Below are 19,359 nucleotides of genomic sequence, written 5' to 3' on the forward strand. Positions count from 1 at the left end.
AGCGGCCTCACAAGATCTTTTTCAGATAGGGTTTAAACGCCTCAGAGTAGCGCTCTTCAAATCCGTTGGCGGTTTTCACAATCATGAACACCGGGATCCCCATCAGGTTGGCCAACGCCATACCGCGCTCCGGCCCCAGCACGTTCAACCCGGTCGACAGGCCGTCGGCGGCCATGCAGGTCGGGCTCAGTACGGTGACCGAAACCAGATGATGATGGATCGGCCGGCCGGTGATCGGATCTATGGTGTGCGAGTAGCGCACGCCATCTTGCTCAAAGTAGTTGCGATAATCCCCAGAAGTGGCGATCGACATCTCCCCCGGCTGGATCACCAACTGCGCTTTTTGCTCCACGCCGGCCGTCGGCCGTTCAATGGCGATACGCCAGGGTTTCTGCTCGCCGTTGTGGCCACGGGTGCGCACCTCACCGCCGATATCCACCATGTAGTTTTTCACCTGCTGCGATTGCAGGTACTGGGCAATCACATCCACGCCATAGCCTTTGGCGATGGACGAGAGATCGACATACAGCTCCGGGATGTGTTTCACCAGCGCATTACCCTGCACCGACAGTTTGTCGATGCCGGTCCAGGCGCGGCGTTGTGCCAATGCGGCAGCGCTCGGCACCTTGTCCGGTCGCCCTTCCGGGCCAAAGCCCCATAGATTGACCAATGGCCCGACGGTCACGTCCAGCGCACCGTCGGTCACGCGGTTGATGCGCAGCGCCTCCAGCACCACCTCGGTGGTCGCGGCCGATACCGGGAAGGGTTTGCCCACCTCGCGGCTGGCGTTGAAGCGGCTCAGCTCCGAGCCTGGCCGGTAGGTGGACATTTGATCGTTCACCAACTCCAGGCGTTTGTCGATCTCCGCCTGTATTCTGGCCGCCGACGGCGTGTCGTCACCGGTGACATAACGGATCGAATAAGACGTCCCCATGGTTTTGCCATCGAGATTCACCTGCTCCGGCCCGCAACCGGTCAATAACAACGTGGCACCCAGCGCCACCGCCGTCATCCAGCCCTTCATTGCCCCTATGCGCATTTAGCCACCAAAGTCATCCAGCATGATATTTTCATCTTCGACACCCAGCTCTTTCAGCATATTGATCACCGCCGCGTTCATCATCGGCGGGCCGCACATATAAAACTCGCAGTCTTCCGGTGCCGGGTGGTGCTTCAGATAGTTCTCCAGCAGAACATTATGGATAAAGCCAGTGTAGCCGGTCCAGTTATCCTCAGGCTGGGGATCGGAAAGCGCCACGTGCCAGGTGAAGTTTTCATTCTCCGCCTGCAGCCGATTGAAATCATCCTCATAGAACATTTCACGCAGCGAACGCGCACCGTACCAGAAGGTGATTTTGCGCTTCGAGTTCAGGCGATTGAGCTGATCGAAAATATGCGAGCGCATCGGCGCCATGCCGGCACCACCGCCGATAAAGATCATTTCGGCGTCGGTGTCTTTGGCGAAGAACTCGCCGAACGGCCCGGAGATGGTCACCTTGTCGCCAGCCTTCAGCGACCAGATATAGGAGGACATAATGCCCGGCGGCACGTCCGGCGCGCGCGGCGGCGGCGTGGCGATACGCACGTTGAGCATGATGATGCCCTTTTCATCCGGGTAGTTCGCCATTGAGTAAGCGCGTACCGTGGTGTCGTTCACCGTCGAGCGGTAGCGGAACAGGTTGAACTTGTCCCAGTCGCCGCGGTACTCCTCCGGCACGTCAAAATCGGCATAGCTGATGTCGTGGGCCGGCGCTTCGATCTGGATAAACCCGCCGGCGCGGAACGGCACGTCTTCGCCGTCGGGGATTTTCAGCTTCAGCTCTTTGATAAAGGTGGCTTTGTTATCGTTGGAGATAACCTCGCACTCCCACTTCTTCACGCCGAAAATTTCTTCCGGCAGCTCGATTTTCAGGTTCTGCTTCACGTTCACCTGGCAAGCCAGGCGGCAGCCTTCTTTCGCTTCACGCTTGTTGATGTGCGAAAGTTCGGTCGGCAGGATATCGCCGCCGCCCTCTTTAATCACCACCCGGCACTGGCCGCAGGAGCCGCCACCGCCGCAGGCCGAGGACACGAAGATCCCCTGGCTGGAGAGCATGTTCAACAGCTTGTCGCCCGCCGGCGCATTAAAACTCTTGCCCCGATCGCCGTTAACTTCCACCGCGATGTCACCGGTGTTCACCAGCTTTGATTTGGCGAACAGGATCAGCAGTACCAGCACCATAACGATGCCGGTAAACATCGCGACGCCTAAAATAATTTCCATAGATTCTTCCCGCCTTTACAACTGAACACCGGAGAAGGACATAAAGCCCAACGCCATCAGCCCGGTGGTGATAAAGGTAATGCCCAGACCGCGCAGCCCTGCGGGGACATTGGCATACTTGAGTTTTTCGCGGATCCCCGCCATCGCGACAATCGCCAGCATCCAGCCGGTGCCGGAGCCGAAGCCGTACACCACCGACTCTGCGAAGTTGTAGTCGCGTTGCACCATAAAGGACACGCCGCCGAAAATGGCGCAGTTCACGGTGATCAGCGGCAGGAAAATGCCGAGTGCGTTGTACAACGACGGGAAGAAGCGATCGAGGATCATCTCAAGAATCTGCACCAGTGCCGCGATCACGCCGATAAAGGTAATGAAGTTGAGGAAGCTCAGATCGACGCCTTCCATCAACGCGCCATCGCGCAGCACCAGGTTGTAGACCAGGTTGTTCGCCGGCACCGAGATGCCGAGCACGATGGTCACGGCGATGCCCAGACCAAAGGCGGTCGACACCTTCTTCGACACCGCCAGGAAGGTACACATCCCCAGGAAGAACGCCAATGCCATGTTCTCGACGAACACTGCGCGCACAAACAGGCTGATATAATGTTCCATCGGCCGTTACTCCTTTTCGATCTGTGCAGGCTTCAGGGTGCGCAGCACCCAAATCAGCAGGCCGATGATAAAGAACGCGCTCGGGGCCAGCAGGAACAGGCCGTTCGGCTGATACCAGCCGCCGTTCTGCACCGTATCCAGCACCGGAATGCCAAACAGCTTGCCCGAGCCAATCAGCTCGCGCAGGAAACCGACCAGCACCAGGATCACCCCATAACCCAGCCCGTTGCCGATACCGTCCATAAAGCTTTCAATCGGCGGCGACTTCATGGCGTAGGCTTCGGCGCGCCCCATCACGATACAGTTGGTGATGATCAGGCCGACAAACACCGACAGTTGCTTGGAAATCTCGAACGCATAGGCGCGCAACAGCTGATCGACCACAATCACCAGCGAGGCGATAATCGCCATCTGCACGATGATGCGCACGCTGTTCGGAATATGGTGACGGATCAGGGAAATAAAGAAGCTGGAGAACGCCGTGACCAGGGTCACCGCGATGGTCATCACCACCGCCGTTTCCAGCTTGGTGGTCACCGCCAGCGCGGAACACACCCCGAGCACCTGCAAGGCTATCGGGTTGTTGTCAAACAGCGGCCCGAGCAGGACCCGCTTAATCTCTTTGGAATCAGCCATTTTTCAGCGCTCCTTCACGAACTTTTTTCAGGAATGGGCCAAAACCTTGCTCGCCCAACCAGAAATCAAAAGTGTGCTGCACGCCGTTGGAGGTCAGCGTGGCGCCGGACAAACCGTCCACCCCGTGCTCATCCCCCTGGCGCGCCCCGCCTTTCACCACGCGGATCGCCGGCTTGCCGTCGTTATCAAACAGCTTTTTGCCAACCCACTGCCGGCGCCAACCGGCATTCTCAACTTCGCCGCCCAGGCCCGGGGTTTCCCCCTGATCGTAATAAGTGATGCCTTTCACCGTGTTGCCGTCGCTCCCCAGCGCCACAAAGGCGTACATCATCGACCACAGACCGGTGCCGTAGACCGGCAGCACGATTTGGTTCACCGCCCCGCCGCTATCGCGCACCAGATAGATCTCCGCCCGGTTGCTGCGGCGCTTGATGCCGGCCGGATCATCGGCCGCCGACAAGGCGACGCTTTTGGCATCGTCGCGCAGCGCAGCGGCCAGATCGAACGCCGCCGCATTGCCCGCCACGAACTCGCCGCTGTTCAAATCCAGCAGGCGCGGTTCGATACGCCGGGTGAACAGCGCCTTGACCTGATCGCCTTCCATCTTCGGTTGCAACAGGCCGGCCACGTCGAGGATATTGCGCTGCTTGTCGAGCAGCTTTTGCTCCTGCTGTTTGGACTTCAGGCCGACGGCGGAACCCGCCACCACCACCGAACACACCAGACACAGCAGCAGCACCACCAGCAGCGTTTTGCCGATAGTGTCGTTTTTAGATTCATTCGCCACGGGCTTTTCTCCGCTTGATGTTGGCCTGCACCACCAGATAATCGAACAGCGGCGCGAACAGGTTGGCGAACAGGATCGCCAGCATCATGCCTTCCGGGTAGGCCGGGTTGACCACCCGGATCAACACGCACATCACGCCAATCAGGATGCCGTACCACCACTTTCCCTTGTTGGTAAAAGCGGCGGAAACCGGGTCGGTGGCCATAAAGATCATGCCGAAGGCAAAACCGCCCAACACCAGATGCCAGTACCACGGCATGGCGAACAACGGGTTGGTGGCGGAGCCGATGCTGTTGAACAAGAAGGCGGTAGCCATCATGCCGAGCATCACGCCGGCGACGATGCGCCAGGAGGCCACGCGGCCAAACAGGATAATCGCACCGCCAATCAGGATCATCAGCGTGGAGACCTCGCCGACCGAACCTGGGATGTTGCCGAGGAAGGCGTCCATCCAACTGATCGACTGGCCGGTAGCTACGTTGCTCAGGCTGTGCGCTCCGCCCACGCTCCATTGCGCCAAGGGCGTCGCACCGGAGAAGCCGTCGGCGGCGGTCCACACCAGGTCACCGGAGATCTGCGCCGGATAGGCGAAGAACAAGAAAGCGCGCCCCGCCAGTGCCGGGTTGAGGAAATTGCGCCCGGTGCCGCCGAAAATCTCTTTCGCCACCACCACGCCGAAACTGATGCCAAGCGCCGCCTGCCACAACGGCAGCGTTGGCGGCACAATCAGCGCGAACAAAATCGAGGTGACGAAGAAACCTTCGTTAATCTCATGCTTGCGGATGACCGCGAACAGCACTTCCCAGAAACCGCCGACGATAAACACCACGGCGTAGATCGGCATAAAGTAGCAGGCGCCCAGCACCATCTTGCTGACCCAGCCGGCATCCGCCGTCAGCGACGCCCCCAGCCATTGCGCCAGCCGGTAATGCCAGTCGCCCGCCAGTACCTGCTGCAGTTGATCGCCGCTGTACAGATGGTGCAGCGCCGGAATGGCCTGCTGGCCGACGTTATACATGCCCCAGAACATCGCCGGAAATACCGCCAGCCATACCAGGATCATCATGCGTTTCAGATCGATGGCGTCGCGCACGTGCGAAGCGCCGCGCGTCACCAGACCGGGGGTGTAAAACACCGTGGTAGTCGCTTCAAACAGCGGGTACCACTTTTCCAGCTTGCCGCCCGGCGTGAAGTGATGCTCGATCTTGTCAAAAAAATTCTTCAGGCCCATCGGTTATCCTTCCTGCTCAATCTTGGTCAGCACGTCGCGCAGTACCGGCGCATATTCATACTTGCCCGGACAAACGAAAGTGCACAGCGCCAGATCTTCCTCATCCAGCTCCAGACAGCCCAGCGCCTGCGCGCTGTCGGTATCGCCCGCCAGCAGATCGCGCAGCAGCAGGGTCGGCAGAATGTCCAGCGGCATCACCCGTTCATAGTTGCCGATCGGGACCATTGCGCGCTCGCCGCCGTGGGTGGTGGTCGAGAAGGCGAACAGCTTATTTTTCAGGAAGTGACCCAGCGTGGTGCGGGTAATGGAGAATTTGTCCGGCGAAGGCGCGATCCAGCCGAACAGCTGTTTATCACGCCCTTCCTGCAGCACGCAAACCTGCGAGTGAAAACGGCCGAGATACGCATTCGGGCCGGCGACATGAGTGCCGCTCAGCACCGAACCGGAAATCACCCGGTTCTCGCCGCTTTTAAGGCGGCCGGCGGTCAGTTGTTCAATGCTGGCGCCCAACCGGGTGCGCAGCAGCACCGGCTGTTCCACCTGCGGCCCGGCCAGCGCCACCACCCGACGGGTGTCGAGATGGCCGGTGGTGAACAGCGTGCCGATGGCGATGACGTCCTGATAGCCGATATGCCAAACGGTTTTTTTCAAACTCACCGGTTCGAGGAAGTGAATGTGGGTGCCCACCAGCCCGGCGGGATGCGGGCCGGCGAATTCGTTGTAGGTTATCTGCGCGCCAGGCTGTTTGCCCAGATTCGCACCTGCGGCATGGCAAACGTGCAGCTTGCCGTCGGTCAGGCGCGCCAACACCGCCAGCCCGGCGTTAAAGGCCTCCCGTTGTTCGGCAATGATCACCAGGGGATCGGCGGCCAATGGCTGGCTGTCCATGGCGGTCACGAAGAGGGCGCGCGGGGTGCTGCCGGGACGCGGCGTTTTACTGAAAGGGCGGGTGCGCAGCGCGGTCCACAGGCCGCTGGCGATCAGCTCGCCTTCAACCTGCTCTCGCGGCAGCTCCGCCAGTTCGGCGACCGGATAATGAGCGAACTCAAGTTGCTCGTCACCACCGTTTTCTATCGCAATCACCACGGACTGCAACACGCGGCGCTCACCGCGGTTGATTGCCGCAATGCGCCCGCTGGCGGGCGCCGTGAAGAAAACCCCGGGGTTCTTTTTATCTTCGAACAGCGCCTGGCCTTTCTTAACGGTATCGCCTTCCTGCACTAACATGGAAGGGCGCATGCCGACGTAGTCTTCCCCAAGCAGGGCAACATGCTGAACTGGTGGGCCGTCCTGAATCGCCTGAACCGGAGCTCCGGCAATGGGCAGATCTAACCCTTTTCTGATTTTAATCATAGGATTTATACGATGTTGACTAGGTTTACACGTCTTACCGGCCCCAGAGGCGGGTGCTGACGATGCCTGGATGATGAGACTGCATCAGCAGCCTCCGGGTTAAGCGCAACGGCATCACGCTCAACATGAATTCTTTCGCGCTGACAAAATGGGATTACGCACATTCCCTTGATTGACTCCCGCCTGCCTTGTTTTGCACGACAAACCGTTTTACACCACGTTAATACTTTGTTGCCGCAGACCCCATGTTATCGCCATGGATATAAGAGCAAGGCCCGCTTCTGCATCAGCAACAACAGGTTAACCGGAGCCGGAATATTAACATTTTTCACCACTTTGTTCTGCGCTGAGCAGTGACCTGAGTCAAGCAAATGCAATTAAATGCCCGCTGTTTTACACCACCAATCGTTAAAATCTGCCTGTCGATTCACTTTTATCGAATTTTGTGGTTTTTTTATACACATCGCATATTGCTAAAAAAAAACACACTGGTAATCTGGCGGTGTTTTAAGGCAGTAAAACAATAATCAGTGGCATGTTGGCCAAGTTCATAGAGCCAGCAGATAAATATAAGCAGGAATAATAATGAGCAAAATCGCGCTGTTGTTTGCGATGCTTTTTTCTATGCCGATGATCACGGCCTGCAGCGCCAGCGAGCAGGTTCCCGAGGCACCGGTAGTTAAACAGCAATTAGTAGGTTCACCGGTCTATATTCAGATCTTCAAAGAAGAACGCACGCTGGAATTGTATGCCAAAATGGGCAACGAATTCCGTCTGGTGAACTCCTTCCGCATCTGTAATTTTTCCGGCGGACTCGGCCCGAAACGCCGTGAAGGTGACTTTAAAAGCCCGGAAGGTTTTTATAGCGTCGACTCACGCCATCTGAAACCCGACAGCAAATATTATCGCGCAATAAATATCGGTTTCCCGAACGATTACGACAAATCGCAGGGTTATTCCGGCGCTTATCTGATGATCCACGGTGAATGTAAATCGATTGGTTGTTACGCAATGACCAACACCTATATGGATGAGATTTACCGCTACGTGGAAGCCGCATTCGCTTATGGCCAGAACCGGATCGATATCAGCATCTACCCGTTCCGCATGACCGATCAGAACCTGAAACGTCACCGCTCCTCCAGCGATATCGCCTTCTGGAACCAGCTGAAACCCGGCTATGACTACTTCGTCAAGCATCACCAGCCGCCGGTGGTGAGCGTCGCCAATGGCCAGTACGTGCTGGGTCAGCCGGTCATGAGCAGCAGCCAGATGACGCAGTACGCATCAACGGCTCCCGCTGCCAGCACCAACCCCTTCGCTCAAACCAAGCCGCTCACCGAAGTGAAATAATGCGAACTCGCCTGGCGCAATCTTGTGCCAGGTTTCATTCGCCGTCAGCGGTTGGGTAGCAATCACCGTGACCACATCGTTTGGTGTGGTCTGCTGCTGAAAATCAATCTCCACATCCTGATCGAGCAACGTGGCTTTGCCAAACGGCGCGCGGCGGGTGATCCAATATAAGTTGGTGGAGCAGTAGGCCATGACAAAACGCCCATCCGACAGCAACATATTGAATACCCCTTTCTTGCGCAGTTGATCCGCCAGCAGTGCGATATAGCGGAATACCGGCGGCCAACGGCTCGGGGTGCGCGGGTATTTCAGGGAAAGTTGATGCAGCAGCCAGCAGAAAGCATATTCGCTGTCAGTTTGGCCCACCGGGCGGAAGTTGCCGGTTTCCAACTGACGATAGCCTTTCAACTGGCCATTGTGCGCGTAGGTCCAGTTACGGCCCCACAGCTCGCGGGTAAACGGGTGGGTATTTTCCAGCGCCACTTCGCCGCGATTGGCCTGGCGGATGTGCGATACCACCGCGCAGGATTTGATCGGGTATTCCTGCACCAGACGGGCGATCGGCGAATCGAAACTCGGTTGGGGATCCTTAAACGTACGACAGCCGTTCCCTTCGTAGAAGGTAATGCCCCAACCATCTTTATGTGGCCCGGTACGGCCACCGCGCTGAACCAGCCCGGTAAAGCTAAAGCAGATATCGGTCGGTACGTTTGCGCTCATCCCGAGCAGTTCACACATCGCTTGCCACTCCTTACCCACACTGACACTGTTCTATGTGGGCGCAGCATGCGGCGCCCTTACAAAATGTCTGGGGGCTTAATGCCCCCTGAAGCCATTAAGCCTTAACCATCTCTTTTTCAATCAACTGAATCAAGATGTGAATCGCTTTGATATGGATCTCTTGAATACGGTCGGCATACCCGAAGTGCGGTACGCGGATTTCCACATCGGCGGAGCCGGCCATTTTACCGCCGTCTTTGCCGGTCAGGGTGATCACTTTCATCCCTTTGGCGCGCGCCGCTTCGATAGCTTTAATGATGTTGCCCGAATTGCCCGACGTGGAAATGCCCAGCAACACGTCGCCTTCGCGGCCTACCGCTTCCACGTAACGTGAGAACACGTATTCGTAACCGAAATCGTTGCTGACGCAAGACAGGTGGCTGACATCGGAAATGGCAATTGCCGGATAGCCCGGGCGGTTTTCGCGGTAGCGACCGGTCAATTCTTCGGCAAAGTGCATGGCGTCACAGTGGGAGCCGCCGTTGCCACAGGAAATCACTTTCCCGCCGGCTTTAAAGGAATCGGCCAACAGCACTGCCGCGCGTTGAATGGCATCGATATTGGCATCGTCATTGATAAATTTCGCCAGGGTATCGGCCGCTTCGTTCAATTCACTGCGAATAAGGTCGTGGTACATGAGGAACCTCTTGTTATCGTCAATCTTCCGCTCCGCAGTGTACCGGATCGGGGAAAAACCGAGAAGCATTGTGAAGCAAACAGCGCGCCGGTTGAGGTACGGGTGAGGTTTTTGACTATTGATGCGCTCAGTTTGTGACTTAAGTTGTAATTAAACTGTAAATGCATTGATAAAAATATGGGGTTGTACTAAAACCTATTACATACATACAACAGGTCAGACCTCTTACTACTTCGGAGCTTCTTATGATGGTTCTTAGTATTGTTGTTTTACTCGCACTCATTGGTGTGGTGTTTTATCACCGAGTGAACCTCACCCTCAGTAGCCTTATTCTGTTGGCATATACCGCCGCCATGGGCGTTATCGGCCTGTGGACCTTCTGGATGCTGCTGCCGCTGGCGATCGTTCTGCTGCCGCTGAACCTGACGTCCCTGCGCCGTTCGATGTTGTCCGCTCCGGCGCTGCGCGCGTTCCGCAAAGTCATGCCGCCGATGTCCACCACCGAGAAGGAAGCGATCGAAGCCGGCACCACCTGGTGGGAAGGCGATCTGTTCCGCGGCCAACCGGACTGGAACAAGCTGCATAACTATCCGAAACCACAGCTGACCGCCGAAGAACAAGCGTTTATCGACGGTCCGGTGGAAGAAGCCTGCCGCATGGCGAACGATTTCCAGATTACCCATGAGCTGGCCGATTTGCCGCCGGAACTGTGGGCCTATCTGAAAGAACACCGCTTCTTTGCGATGATCATCAAGAAAGAATACGGCGGCCTGGAATTCTCTCCTTATGCCCAGGCGCGCGTGCTGCAAAAACTGTCCGGCGTTTCCGGTATTCTGGCGATCACCGTCGGCGTGCCAAACTCCCTCGGCCCTGGCGAGCTGCTGCAACACTACGGCACCGACGAGCAGAAAAACCACTACCTGCCGGGCCTGGCGCGCGGCGACGAGATCCCTTGTTTCGCCCTGACCAGCCCGGAAGCGGGTTCAGACGCCGGCGCTATTCCGGATGTCGGCACCGTCTGCATGGGCGAGTGGCAAGGCGAACAGGTATTGGGCATGCGCCTGACCTGGAACAAACGCTATATCACGCTGGCACCGGTCGCAACCGTGCTGGGTCTGGCGTTCAAACTGCATGACCCGAACCGTCTGCTGAGCGATAACGAATCACCCGGCATCACCTGTGCGTTGATCCCGACCAGCACCCCAGGCGTTGAAATCGGCAATCGCCACTTCCCGCTGAACGTGCCGTTCCAGAACGGGCCAACCCGCGGCAGCGACGTGTTCGTGCCTATCGATTACATCATCGGCGGGCCAAAAATGGCCGGCCAGGGCTGGCGCATGCTGGTTGAGTGCCTGTCGGTAGGCCGCGGCATCACCCTGCCTTCCAACTCCACCGGCAGCGTGAAGTCTATGGCGCTGGCCATTGGCGCTTACGCCCATATCCGCCGCCAGTTCAAGATCTCTATCGGCAAGATGGAAGGCATCGAAGAGCCGTTGGCGCGTATCGCCGGTAACACCTATGTGATGGATGCGGCGGCCACGCTGATCACCAGCGGCCTGATGCTGGGCGAGAAACCGGCGGTGCTGTCAGCCATCGTAAAATACCACTGTACCCACAGAGGCCAGCAGGCAATCATTGATGCAATGGATATCGCCGGCGGTAAAGGCATCATGTTGGGCAAATCCAACTTCCTGGCCCGCGCCTACCAGGGCGCACCGATCGCCATCACGGTTGAAGGCGCCAATATCCTGACCCGCACCATGATGATCTTCGGCCAGGGCGCCATCCGCTGCCATCCCTACGTACTGGACGAAATGGCGGCGGCGCAAAGCAATGATCTGAACGCCTTCGACAAATCGCTGTTCGGCCATCTGGGCCACGTGGGCAGCAGCAAGGTGCGTAGCTTCTGGCTGGGCCTGACCAATGGCCGCACCAGCAGCACGCCGACTAAAGATGCGACACGCCGTTACTACCAACAATTGAACCGCCTGAGCGCGAACCTGGCACTGCTGTCGGACGTCTCCATGGGCGTGCTGGGCGGCAGTCTGAAACGCCGCGAGCGTATCTCCGCGCGCCTGGGGGATATCCTCAGCCAGATGTACCTGGCTTCCGCAACGCTGAAACGTTTTGAAGATGAAGGCCGTCAGAAAGAAGATTTGCCGCTGGTGCATTGGGGTGTGCAGGACAGCTTGCATCAGGCAGAACAAGCGTTGGACGATCTGCTGCGCAACTTCCCGAACCGCTTTATCGCCGGCGTGATGCGCTTCGTAATCTTCCCGTTCGGCCGCGTGCATACCGCACCTTCCGATCGTCTGGACCACCAGTTGGCCAAGATCATCCAGCAACCGTCCGCAACCCGCAGCCGTTTGGGACGTGGCCAATACCTGACGCCAAGCGAACATAATCCGGTTGGCCTGCTGGAAGCCGCGCTGGCTGACGTCATTGCCGCCGAGCCGATTCACCTGCGCCTGTGCAAGGAAAGCGGCAAGAACCTGCCGTTTACCCGGTTGGATCGCCTGGCGCAGCGTGCGCTGGAAGAGGGCAAGATCAGCGCCGATGAAGCGAAGATCCTGGTGAAAGCCGAAGAGAGCCGTCTGCGCTCCATCAACGTAGATGACTTCGAGCCGGATGCGCTGGCGGCCAACAAGCCGGAAAAGCCGGTAGCGACGTCTAAGCGCCAACAGCATACCGAAGCGGCGTAACGACGTTACTCCCGTTCACCCAGGGGCGATGATTATCGCCCCTTTTTCTTTTTGTGGCGCAGCAAAATGCGCGGCGGCTCGCAGCCTTGCCAGAACGGCTAATTTAACCTCGGGAATAATCGGATAGACTGCGTAGCGGGTGCTCTGGATCTTTCTTTCCGGGGCATAAGCAACGGATAGAAAGAGAAAGGCCCCGAGTCGATATTATCAACCCGAGGCCACTCTGAATGTCCAAACAACATCAGGTTAGCCTCTTACCCGCCGGAAGGCAAGGATAAGGAGGTCAGAAATGCAGCAAGAACGGGTCGTTCTGAGGCTGATGATTATCTGCATGACGCTGATTGCACTCATGTGGATCACTCGCGGTTCGCTATGTGAACTGCGCATCAAACTGGGAGACACGGAGGTTGCGGCCATTTTGGCTTCCGGATTTATCCCCAAAATAATTGGCGTGGCATCAAGGCGGCGAGTAAAGGAATCCCGATGAGCTTACACCGGTAAGTGATTCGGGTGAGTGAACGTAGCTAACGCAGAGGCAACGTCAAGTATGCAGGGGGAAGGGTAAGGCAACCCAACGGCGGGGTTCGCCCCGCCCGTTGGTTGTTAGACAGAGATCCATGAGCACCCTCTTCCTGCCGGCGGTGCCCAAACAACGCCTAGCCGTTCTGGCGGATACGCGCCAGCAGTGCGTCGATATGCTCAATCTGCGCCGCGTTGACGATCAGCGCACGGCCCAGGCTCAGGGCGCTGCGCTGGCATTCGGCGCGCATTTCGGCATCGCTGATGCTGTCCAGATCGGCGACGTGTGCCAGGCCGATAGTGCGGCGGATCAACTCGCTGCCGCAGTAACCTATGGCATCAACCCACACCTGCTGCAGGAACTGTTCGGCATAGCCCGGTATCGCCAGCGCTATCTCGCGAGTCTGTTGGTGGCACAGCGCCAGGAAGCGATCGGCAAAAATCAGCCAGAGTTCACGTACATCCTGCAGGCGTTGCTCCCGCCCGGCGGCGGCATCGCGCGGCCCCAACAGGCCCGGTAAACCGCAGTAATTCAGCAACAGGTTACCCAACGCGCTGCCGACGTCAAAACCTATCGGGCCATAGAAACCAAACTCGGCATCTATCGCCTTCAGCTTGCCTTCTGCAACAAAAATCGAGCCGCTGTGAATATCGCCGTGCAGCAGCGCTTCCGCCTTGCTGAGGAAACGGTGCTTCAGCCCGGCCACCGCCAGCTTCAACGCGGTATCGTCACGCAGCGCTCGCACCTGCGGCAGCAACGCCTCGTCGAACTGGTTGCGTTCGTGATCGATATAGGGATCGGTAAAGAACAGATCTTCGGTGATCTGGCACAGCTCTGGGTTGGTGAAGCGGCTGACCTCGGCCTTTTTTTCTTGCGCCGTCTGGTAAAAATCGGAGGTATGGAACAGGGTTTGCGCCAGATATTCCGCCAGTTGCCCGGCCGCCAACGGGTAATAGTGACCTTTGATCAGCTCGTTGCGCCAGATGTGGTGATCGGAAAGATCCTCCTGCACCATCACCGCCAATTCAGGATCGTGATGCAGCACCTTCACCGTATGCCGCGGGCAAAACCCGCCGTGAATCAACAGGGTTTCCGCTTCAATCCGCGCCCGGTCCAGGGTCAGCGGCCAGGATTCGCCCACGCAGCGTACGTACGGCAACGCCTGTTTGACGATCACCCGACTTACGCCATCGCGATCGCGGATTTTGAACACCAGGTTCAGGTTGCCGTCACCAATCTCGTCAGCGCTCACCAGCGCCTGCGGATCGGCCAGTTGCCCGTATTGACGGGCATATTCAACGGCATCGGCTGCAGTAAAGGTACGATAAAGCGACATTCCCAACCCCTCTGATTTTTCTCACTGACGCAGCGATGTTATTTTTTAGACGTAAAAGCATTTGGACGTCTATACATCCGTATGGCATGTTGGCAGAATACCTTTTCAGATGCAATAACAACGCAACAAGGATTTAACTGCCGATGCAATCGCTTAACACCACCAGTTTGACCCTGAGTGACAACCGACTTTGGATCCTCGATCAGCAGGCTTTGCCGCAGGAAAAACAGTGGCGCCAGTGTGACACCGTAGAAGAGTTGGTCGATCACATCCTCACCTTGCGGGTACGGGGCGCGCCGCTGATCGGCCTGTCCGCCAGCCTGTTGCTGGCGCTGCTGGCGGAACGCGGTCTGCCGCGTGAAGAGCTGGAGCAAGCATTGGCCACCTTACGCGCCTCGCGCCCGACGGCGGTGAATCTGATGAACAATCTGGACCGCATGAAGCAGGCTCTGGCACAACCGCAGTGGGTGCCTGCGATGGTAGAGGAAGCGTTGCGACTGGTGGAAGAAGACCGCAAGTTATGCGATCGGATCGCCGATCACGGTGCGGAGCTGGTGCAGCCCGGCAGCCGGCTGCTGACCCATTGCAATACCGGTGGCCTGGCGACCGCCGGTATCGGCACCGCTATCGGCGTGCTGTTGCGCGCCCATCAGCAGGGGAAAGTACAACAGGTGTGGGTCGATGAAACCCGTCCGTTGCTGCAGGGCGGTCGCCTTACCGCCTGGGAACTGGGCGAGCTCGGCATTCCCTACCGGCTGATTTGCGATTCCATGGCCGCCAGCCTGATGGCGCAGGGCCAGGTAGATGCCGTGTGGGTTGGCGCAGACCGCATTGCCGCCAACGGCGACGTCGCCAACAAGATTGGTACCTACAGCCTGGCGGTATTGGCGCACTATCACCGTATTCCGTTCTACGTGGCCGCCCCGCACACCACCCAGGATCCGCACTGCCCGAACGGCGCGGCCATCCCGATTGAACAACGGGCCGCCACCGAAGTGACCGGCGTTTCCGGCAGTTTCGGATCATGCCAGTGGGCGCCTGCCGATGCCCCGGTTTATAACCCGGCTTTTGACGTGACGCCTGCGGCGCTGATTAGCGGTTGGGTATTCGACAGCGGCGTGATTACGCCGCAACAGGTCAAGGACGGGATCTTCCAGCGGGCGCTGGGGTAATCAATAATGGGGCGCGAAAGCCGCCCCGTTAAATGTTAATCCAGGCGCGGATAGGCATCGGCTATCCTGTCGCCGGTGAAATGCGCGACCCAACCTTCCGGATTATCGAAGACGCGGATCGCGGTAAAATTGGGTGCCGAGCCCATATCGAACCAATGGCGGGTATCGGCCGGTACCGAGATCAGATCGTTCTTTTCGCACAGGATCTGGAAGATCTTGCCATCCAGATGCAGGCAGAACAGCCCCGCCCCTTCAACAAAGAAACGCACCTCATCTTCGCCGTGCGTATGTTCGGAAAGAAATTTGCTGCGCAAGGCTTCGCGCTGCGCATTATCCGGACGCATGCTGATCACGTCCCAGCTCTGATAGCCCTTCTCCGCCACCAGCCGATCAATCTCGTGCTGATAGGCGGCGATCACCGCTGCCGGATCCGGATTTTCACCCAGTTCACGATCCGCCTGCCAGCGCTCGAAGCGCACGCCAATTCGCGCCAGTTGCCGTTGAATAGCCTCGGCATCCTGGCTCTGCCATAACGGTTGCTGCGGCTCTTTATCGCTGAAAATGGTCAATCCACTCATGAGGCAAACTCCTCTAAATCGATCTGATCAAAACGGTTAACCTGCGGGTGCCGGTTCTGCGCATCGGCGTCGTCGCGGATCAACTGGCAAGTACGCCAACCTGCGGCTCGTGCGGCATCCAGCTCTTGATGAATGTCGGAAAGGAACAACAACTCGTCGGGCGCAATGCCGATTGCAGCGGCGATATTTCGGTACGAAGCGGTTTCACGCTTGGCACCGACATGGGTATCGAAATAGCCGCTGAACAGCGGCTGCAAATCCCCGGCGTCGCTGTAGCCGAACAGCAACTTTTGCGCCTCGACCGAGCCGGAAGAGTAGACGTACAGTTTCAGCCCTTGCCGCTGCCAGGCGGCCAGTTGCCCGGCCACTTCCGGGTACAGATGACCGCGAAAATCACCGTTCCGGTAGCCGCTGCGCCAAATGATGCCCTGCAGCGCCTTCAGCGCGGTGGATTTGCGATCTTCATCCATAAAACGGTACAGCGCGGCAATCAGTTGCTCAATGTCCGCCTGTGGCTGGTCAATCTCCTGACGTAGCGCGGCCAACGGTGCAGCCACTTCGGCATCGCCGGCGTGCTGACGGAGAAACGCCGCCAGCCGCTCACGCGCATAGGGAAAAAGCACCTGGTGCACGAAGCGGATATCGCTGGTGGTGCCTTCAATATCGGTGACGATGGCGCGGATCATTTAGCCTCCAGTAAACGGCGTTGCAGTTCGCACTGGAACAGGAATTCCAGCCCTTCAAGGTGGCGACGGGCTTCCGCTACCTGGCGGCCCCAGCAATACAGGCCGTGTCCACGGACCAGAAAACCGTACTGCAGTGGCGTCACTTCGGCATAAGCCGCCACGCGCGCCGCAAGCCGTGGAATATCCTGATCGTTATCGAAAATGGGAATAATCACGCTGTCCAGATGGCTGCTCTGGCCGCCGAGTGATTTTTGCATTTCATAGCCCTGCAACACCAGCCCATCGCTGCGTTCAACGCGCGACAGCACGGTCGCATTCACCGAATGCGTATGCAGCACCGCACCAATCTGCGGGTACAGCCGGTAAATCAGGGTATGCAGGCCGGTTTCCGCCGAAGGCGTGCGGCCGCTCGGCACATGATTGGTCGCGGTTTCCACCAGCAGGAAGTCCGCTTCGGTCAGGCTGCCCTTATCCTTGCCGGACTCGGTGACCAGGCAGCGTTGATCGTCCAGACGCAGCGACATATTGCCGCCGGTCGCCGGGCACCAGCCCTTTTCGCCAATCCAGTGGCAGGCAGCCAATAGCGCTGTAAGTTGCGGATTTTCCGTCATTATCGTTTCCCGGTTTCTAAGGTTATCAGCATAGGGAGCTTAGAATGATTTGCTTATATAGTTAGATCTTTTCTTCATTTAGCCATCTAAGCGTCTTGATTGCCAAATACTAACATCGTGTTATATTGACGGCAACCTAAGCGCCAGGAGTATTAGCCTGCTATGAGCACGTCACCATTGATTCCCGACAGCAAATTGCCCGCTCTGGGCACCACCATTTTCACCCAGATGAGTGCGCTGGCGGCGCAGTATCAGGCGATCAACCTGTCGCAGGGCTTCCCCGATTTCGATGGCCCGGATTATCTGAAGGAGCGTCTGGCCTGGCACGTCAATCAAGGTGCCAACCAATATGCCCCCATGACCGGTGTTGCGCCATTGCGCGAAGCCATCGCCGAGAAAACCGCCGAGCTGTACGGCTGGCTGCCGGACGCCGCCAGCGAAGTCACGGTGACGGCAGGTGCCACAGAAGCGCTGTTCGCTGCCATCAGCGCCTTGGTCCGCCCCGGCGATGAAGTGATTTGTTTCGACCCGAGCTACGACAGCTATGCGCCGGCGGTAACGCTGTCCGGCGGCATATTGAAGCGCATTGCGCTACAGCCACCGGCGTTCGGCGTGGACTGGCAGCAGTTTGCCGAAGTGCTTTCGCCGCGTACCCGGCTGGTGATCCTCAATACGCCGCACAACCCGTCCGCCACCACCTGGCAAGCGGAAGATATGCAACAGCTGTGGCACGCGATTAGCGATCACGAAATCTATGTGCTGAGCGACGAAGTGTATGAGCATATTTGCTTCGCCCAGGGCGGCCATGCCAGCGTGCTGGCCCATCCGCAGCTGCGGCAACGTGCCGTCGCGGTATCCTCGTTCGGCAAAACCTTCCACATGACCGGCTGGAAAGTGGGTTACTGCGTGGCCCCCGCCGCGCTGAGCGCCGAAGTCCGCAAAGTGCATCAATACCTGACTTTCTCGGTCAATACCCCGGCACAGCTGGCGCTGGCGGATATGCTGCGCAGCGAGCCGGCGCATTGGCAGCAGTTGTCGGCATTTTACCGCGCCAAGCGCGATCGCTTCGTGCAGGCGCTGTCAAACAGCCGACTGGAAATTTTACCCTGTGAAGGTACATACTTCTTGCTGGCGGATTACAGCGCGGTCTCCGATTTGGATGACGTCGCTTTCTGTCATTGGTTAACCGAGCACGTGGGCGTGGCGGCAATTCCGCTGTCGGTCTTCTGTGCCGATCCTTTCCCTCATAAATTGATCCGGCTGTGCTTCGCTAAACAGGACGCCACGCTGGATGCGGCTGCGGAGCGGTTATGTCGACTTTAAAAATTACCCTGTTGCAGCAACCGCTGGTCTGGCGCGACGGCGAAGCTAACCTGCGCCATTTCGATGAGCTGCTGGCACCGCTGACCGGCCGTGATCTGATCGTGCTGCCGGAAATGTTCACCACCGGCTTCGCGATGGACGCCGGGGAAAGCGCGCTGCCGGAACAACAGGTGATCGCCTGGCTGCACGGCTGGGCCAGCAAAAGCAACGCTCTGGTCGGTGGCAGCGTGGCGCTGAAAACCACCGAGGGCGCGGTCAACCGTTTCTTGTTGGTCGAACCGAACGGCCGGGTACATGCTTACGATAAGCGCCACCTGTTCCGCATGGCCGGCGAGCACCTGCATTACCGCGCCGGTAAAAAACGCGAGATTTTCGAATGGCGCGGCTGGCGCATTCTGCCGCAGATCTGTTACGACCTGCGCTTCCCGGTGTGGTCCCGCTACCAGCAGGATTACGATCTGGCGCTGTACGTCGCCAACTGGCCAGCACCGCGCAGCAAACACTGGCAAACGCTGCTGGCCGCGCGCGCCATTGAGAATCAGGTCTATGTGGCCGGCTGCAACCGCGTTGGCGAAGACGGCAATGGGCTGAACTACAGCGGCGACAGCCTGATCCTCAGCCCGCAAGGCGAAACGCTGGCGCAGGCGGAACCGGGCGCCGCCGCACGGCTGGACGCCGAACTGTCGCTGGAAAACCTGCAGATCTACCGCAGCGCTTTCCCGGCCTGGCGCGATGCCGACAGCTTCCTGCGGCACGACTGATCCTACCGGGCGCAGCCC

General features: G+C 58.2%; 18 protein-coding genes and 1 pseudogene. 6 read left to right on the forward strand and 13 right to left on the reverse strand.

Features of this window, described 5'->3' with window-relative positions; all coding sequences use genetic code 11:
• Positions 1–7: 7 nt before the first annotated feature.
• From V2S86_RS15125 to V2S86_RS15155, 7 genes are read right to left on the reverse strand one after another with little or no spacing between them, the layout of a single operon-like run.
• Positions 8–1,039, reverse strand: a complete 1,032-nt coding sequence (locus tag V2S86_RS15125; protein ID WP_330763067.1) for an FAD:protein FMN transferase — start codon at positions 1,037–1,039, stop codon at positions 8–10.
• Positions 1,040–2,263, reverse strand: a complete 1,224-nt coding sequence (gene nqrF, locus V2S86_RS15130) for an NADH:ubiquinone reductase (Na(+)-transporting) subunit F (RefSeq protein ID WP_330763068.1) — start codon at positions 2,261–2,263, stop codon at positions 1,040–1,042. It abuts the gene before it with no gap.
• Between the two features lie 15 nt (positions 2,264–2,278).
• The gene (gene nqrE, locus V2S86_RS15135) at positions 2,279–2,875 is read right to left on the reverse strand and encodes an NADH:ubiquinone reductase (Na(+)-transporting) subunit E (RefSeq protein ID WP_004949072.1); all 597 of its coding nucleotides are present in this window, start codon (positions 2,873–2,875) and stop codon (positions 2,279–2,281) included.
• 6 nt (positions 2,876–2,881) lie between these two features.
• Entirely contained in the window at positions 2,882–3,511 is a 630-nt protein-coding gene (locus V2S86_RS15140) for an NADH:ubiquinone reductase (Na(+)-transporting) subunit D (RefSeq protein WP_004949071.1), read from the reverse strand.
• Positions 3,504–4,298 carry a Na(+)-translocating NADH-quinone reductase subunit C gene (locus tag V2S86_RS15145; protein WP_330763069.1) on the reverse strand — a complete coding sequence of 265 codons (795 nt, stop codon included), beginning with the start codon at positions 4,296–4,298 and terminating at the stop codon, positions 3,504–3,506. Before V2S86_RS15145 ends, V2S86_RS15140 begins: the two co-directional genes overlap by 8 nt.
• Positions 4,288–5,529 (reverse strand): NADH:ubiquinone reductase (Na(+)-transporting) subunit B, encoded by a 1,242-nt coding sequence (locus V2S86_RS15150; RefSeq protein WP_330763070.1) that lies wholly within the window; start codon positions 5,527–5,529, stop codon positions 4,288–4,290. The genes V2S86_RS15145 and V2S86_RS15150 overlap by 11 nt, the downstream gene beginning before the upstream one ends.
• Before the next feature lie 3 nt (positions 5,530–5,532).
• On the reverse strand, positions 5,533–6,882 hold the full coding sequence (locus V2S86_RS15155) for a Na(+)-translocating NADH-quinone reductase subunit A (RefSeq protein ID WP_330763071.1): 1,350 nt from the start codon (positions 6,880–6,882) through the stop codon (positions 5,533–5,535).
• Positions 6,883–7,467: 585 nt separating this feature from the next.
• Between V2S86_RS15155 and dpaA the strand changes: the two genes are divergently transcribed.
• Positions 7,468–8,235, forward strand: a complete 768-nt coding sequence (dpaA, locus tag V2S86_RS15160; RefSeq protein ID WP_330763072.1) for a peptidoglycan meso-diaminopimelic acid protein amidase — start codon at positions 7,468–7,470, stop codon at positions 8,233–8,235.
• Here the strand turns inward: dpaA and V2S86_RS15165 are convergent.
• Together V2S86_RS15165 and lpcA are read right to left on the reverse strand one after the other, a co-directional pair.
• A complete protein-coding gene (locus V2S86_RS15165) occupies positions 8,170–8,973 on the reverse strand; it encodes a class II glutamine amidotransferase (RefSeq protein ID WP_330763073.1) in 804 nt (267 codons plus the stop codon). The two genes, dpaA and V2S86_RS15165, sit on opposite strands and share 66 nt — an antisense overlap.
• Positions 8,974–9,070: 97 nt before the next feature.
• A complete protein-coding gene (gene lpcA / locus V2S86_RS15170; protein WP_004949058.1) occupies positions 9,071–9,652 on the reverse strand; it encodes a D-sedoheptulose 7-phosphate isomerase in 582 nt (193 codons plus the stop codon).
• 245 nt (positions 9,653–9,897) lie between these two features.
• Here lpcA and fadE point away from each other — a divergent pair, with 245 nt between their 5' ends.
• Positions 9,898–12,354, forward strand: coding sequence for an acyl-CoA dehydrogenase FadE (fadE, locus tag V2S86_RS15175; RefSeq protein WP_330763074.1), 2,457 nt, complete (start codon positions 9,898–9,900; stop codon positions 12,352–12,354).
• Positions 12,355–12,643: 289 nt separating this feature from the next.
• Positions 12,644–12,778: pseudogene (locus tag V2S86_RS15180) on the forward strand (Hok/Gef family protein); the annotation flags it as partial.
• 232 nt (positions 12,779–13,010) lie between these two features.
• On the opposite strand, the gene mtnK reads toward V2S86_RS15180, so the two are convergent.
• Positions 13,011–14,210, reverse strand: coding sequence for an S-methyl-5-thioribose kinase (gene mtnK / locus V2S86_RS15185; protein WP_330763075.1), 1,200 nt, complete (start codon positions 14,208–14,210; stop codon positions 13,011–13,013).
• A 143-nt stretch (positions 14,211–14,353) separates the two neighbouring features.
• Here mtnK and mtnA point away from each other — a divergent pair, with 143 nt between their 5' ends.
• Complete coding sequence (mtnA, locus tag V2S86_RS15190; protein ID WP_330763076.1) at positions 14,354–15,382, forward strand: S-methyl-5-thioribose-1-phosphate isomerase; 1,029 nt, start codon at positions 14,354–14,356, stop codon at positions 15,380–15,382.
• A 35-nt stretch (positions 15,383–15,417) separates the two neighbouring features.
• Here mtnA and V2S86_RS15195 read toward each other — a convergent pair whose 3' ends face one another.
• The 3 genes from V2S86_RS15195 to V2S86_RS15205 are packed head-to-tail and all read right to left on the reverse strand — an operon-like array spanning position 15,418 to position 17,257.
• Positions 15,418–15,960, reverse strand: coding sequence for a 1,2-dihydroxy-3-keto-5-methylthiopentene dioxygenase (locus tag V2S86_RS15195; RefSeq protein ID WP_330763077.1), 543 nt, complete (start codon positions 15,958–15,960; stop codon positions 15,418–15,420).
• Positions 15,957–16,646, reverse strand: coding sequence for an acireductone synthase (mtnC, locus tag V2S86_RS15200; protein WP_330763078.1), 690 nt, complete (start codon positions 16,644–16,646; stop codon positions 15,957–15,959). Before mtnC ends, V2S86_RS15195 begins: the two co-directional genes overlap by 4 nt.
• Positions 16,643–17,257, reverse strand: a complete 615-nt coding sequence (locus V2S86_RS15205; RefSeq protein ID WP_330763079.1) for a methylthioribulose 1-phosphate dehydratase — start codon at positions 17,255–17,257, stop codon at positions 16,643–16,645. Before V2S86_RS15205 ends, mtnC begins: the two co-directional genes overlap by 4 nt.
• Positions 17,258–17,419: 162 nt before the next feature.
• On the opposite strand from V2S86_RS15205, the gene V2S86_RS15210 reads away from it, so the two are divergent.
• A complete protein-coding gene (locus V2S86_RS15210; protein ID WP_330763080.1) occupies positions 17,420–18,580 on the forward strand; it encodes a pyridoxal phosphate-dependent aminotransferase in 1,161 nt (386 codons plus the stop codon).
• Positions 18,568–19,341, forward strand: a complete 774-nt coding sequence (locus V2S86_RS15215) for an amidohydrolase (protein ID WP_330763081.1) — start codon at positions 18,568–18,570, stop codon at positions 19,339–19,341. The genes V2S86_RS15210 and V2S86_RS15215 overlap by 13 nt, the downstream gene beginning before the upstream one ends.
• Positions 19,342–19,359 lie beyond the last annotated feature (18 nt).

The organism is Serratia sp. C2(1), assembly GCF_036352655.1.
GTDB lineage: Bacteria > Pseudomonadota > Gammaproteobacteria > Enterobacterales > Enterobacteriaceae > Serratia > Serratia inhibens.

Excerpts from the sequence above, each read along its gene's own strand:
- V2S86_RS15125 (WP_330763067.1), bottom strand. The coding sequence starts at position 1,039 with ATGCGCATAGGGGCAATGAAGGGCTGGATGACGGCGGTGGCGCTGGGT.
- nqrF (WP_330763068.1), bottom strand. The coding sequence starts at position 2,263 with ATGGAAATTATTTTAGGCGTCGCGATGTTTACCGGCATCGTTATGGTG.
- nqrE (WP_004949072.1), bottom strand. The coding sequence starts at position 2,875 with ATGGAACATTATATCAGCCTGTTTGTGCGCGCAGTGTTCGTCGAGAAC.
- V2S86_RS15140 (WP_004949071.1), bottom strand. The coding sequence starts at position 3,511 with ATGGCTGATTCCAAAGAGATTAAGCGGGTCCTGCTCGGGCCGCTGTTT.
- V2S86_RS15150 (WP_330763070.1), bottom strand. The coding sequence starts at position 5,529 with ATGGGCCTGAAGAATTTTTTTGACAAGATCGAGCATCACTTCACGCCG.
- V2S86_RS15155 (WP_330763071.1), bottom strand. The coding sequence starts at position 6,882 with ATGATTAAAATCAGAAAAGGGTTAGATCTGCCCATTGCCGGAGCTCCG.
- dpaA (WP_330763072.1), top strand. The coding sequence starts at position 7,468 with ATGAGCAAAATCGCGCTGTTGTTTGCGATGCTTTTTTCTATGCCGATG.
- V2S86_RS15165 (WP_330763073.1), bottom strand. The coding sequence starts at position 8,973 with ATGTGTGAACTGCTCGGGATGAGCGCAAACGTACCGACCGATATCTGC.
- lpcA (WP_004949058.1), bottom strand. The coding sequence starts at position 9,652 with ATGTACCACGACCTTATTCGCAGTGAATTGAACGAAGCGGCCGATACC.
- fadE (WP_330763074.1), top strand. The coding sequence starts at position 9,898 with ATGATGGTTCTTAGTATTGTTGTTTTACTCGCACTCATTGGTGTGGTG.
- mtnK (WP_330763075.1), bottom strand. The coding sequence starts at position 14,210 with ATGTCGCTTTATCGTACCTTTACTGCAGCCGATGCCGTTGAATATGCC.
- mtnA (WP_330763076.1), top strand. The coding sequence starts at position 14,354 with ATGCAATCGCTTAACACCACCAGTTTGACCCTGAGTGACAACCGACTT.
- V2S86_RS15195 (WP_330763077.1), bottom strand. The coding sequence starts at position 15,960 with ATGAGTGGATTGACCATTTTCAGCGATAAAGAGCCGCAGCAACCGTTA.
- mtnC (WP_330763078.1), bottom strand. The coding sequence starts at position 16,646 with ATGATCCGCGCCATCGTCACCGATATTGAAGGCACCACCAGCGATATC.
- V2S86_RS15205 (WP_330763079.1), bottom strand. The coding sequence starts at position 17,257 with ATGACGGAAAATCCGCAACTTACAGCGCTATTGGCTGCCTGCCACTGG.
- V2S86_RS15210 (WP_330763080.1), top strand. The coding sequence starts at position 17,420 with ATGAGCACGTCACCATTGATTCCCGACAGCAAATTGCCCGCTCTGGGC.
- V2S86_RS15215 (WP_330763081.1), top strand. The coding sequence starts at position 18,568 with ATGTCGACTTTAAAAATTACCCTGTTGCAGCAACCGCTGGTCTGGCGC.